The 1,539-nt window shown below is 52.2% G+C and carries 1 protein-coding gene; it reads left to right on the forward strand.

The window, feature by feature from the left end:
* A partial coding sequence (locus G467_RS17730) for an RHS repeat-associated core domain-containing protein (protein WP_281166684.1) occupies positions 1-1,038 on the forward strand: 1,038 nt, incomplete at its 5' end.
* Positions 1,039-1,539 lie beyond the last annotated feature (501 nt).

A 1,539-nucleotide genomic window follows, 5' to 3' on the forward strand; every position in this document is an offset into this window, starting at 1 on the left:
CGCATGAATCAGGTCACGGGTGTCCAGACCTATCGCTATGACGGGCAGGGCCGTCGCGTGCAGACGACCGATGCCGATACCAAGACCACGTTCTGGATCTACAGCCAGTCCAAGCAGGTGATGTACACCTCCGAGGCGCGTCGCAGCCAGAACCTGAGCTATATCTACCTGGGCAATACGCAGGTGGCGACGCGGGCGGTGGCGTGGGGTACGGGCACGATCGCGGTGCGTTATCAGCACACGGACTCGCTTGGTAGTCCGGTGGCCGAGACGGATGCGGCGGGCATGCTCGTAAGTCGTCATTCTTACGCACCGTACGGCGAAGTTCTCGGCTCCACGCCGATCGATGGCACGGGTTACACGGGCCATGTGATGGATCGGGATACGGGGCTGACTTATATGCAGCAGCGGTATTACGATCCCATTGTTGGAAGATTCCTCTCTGTTGACCCGGTGCGTACGAACGAGAATAGCGGCGAAAACTTCAGCCGATATACATATGTCAATAGCAATCCATATACACTCGTTGATCCAGATGGTCGAGAATTCGAGTACCCCAAAGGAACTCCCGCTGACTTCATTAACAATGTGGCATCTGCTTTTAACGGCCTAAACAAGATCGGTCGGGCAGATGGTGTAGGCTACCTACACTTGTCTAGTGCTAGAGTGAAAATCGTGCCTACGGCAGATCGAGCTGATGCTACACAAAATCGATTCAACCCTAAAACAAAAACCATCTACTGGGCCGACCAAGCAGCATTTGAGGTAAAGGATGTGGAATCCGGAAAGGTTGGAGTAATCTCGCCGAAAACGACGCTCGGGCATGAAATTGAACACGCGATCAACTATATTGACTCGCCGAAGGGTTTCAGCGCGGATGCAAAAACTCCGGATCCCGACTTTGGCAATATGGAAGAAAGAACTGTGATCCAGGGTTGGGAGCACGAAACATCGAGAGCGGCTGGCGAGCCGCTTCGAGGCGATCATAAATCTGGCAAGTCTGTTCCCTTCAAGTGCGTTGGAGATGGATGCAAATGAGGTCAATTGCTTGGTCAATGACAAGCGTCGTGGGTCTGGTTTGTGTCTTGTTTCTGCTTGCGTGCGCGCCCAAAGAGGCTGGTCAATCGCCGCTCAATTCGCACAAGGTTGACGTAATCGAAGTGTATTTTCGGGATTTCGAAGTTGTTACTTTTACCTCATATTCATCTGCAGACTTGATTCGAAATGCTGACCTAAAGATTAAGCTAACTTCCCCTGAAAAGATGGAGGAGTTTGTGAAGAGCCTTCCGACTCGTTGCGATAGAGAGACCCGGCAAGTAGAGCGACCAGAGGATTTGCATGCATTGATCGTGTTTAAATCTTCTGGGCGCATTGTTGAGGAGTGGCGATACTCGCGTTTTGACTACGCCAAGGAGCCTGGCCCACTCAACTGCCGTATGGATGATTTTCAACGCGACCAAGTTAGGTCAGCGGTTGGGAATGTGGACAGGTAGAGACATGGACCGACCCTGCGAAAACAGGGGTCAGAGTGGTATTTTC

Origin of the sequence: Arenimonas oryziterrae DSM 21050 = YC6267, from assembly GCF_000420545.1 — a bacterium.
GTDB classification, from domain to species: domain Bacteria; phylum Pseudomonadota; class Gammaproteobacteria; order Xanthomonadales; family Xanthomonadaceae; genus Arenimonas; species Arenimonas oryziterrae.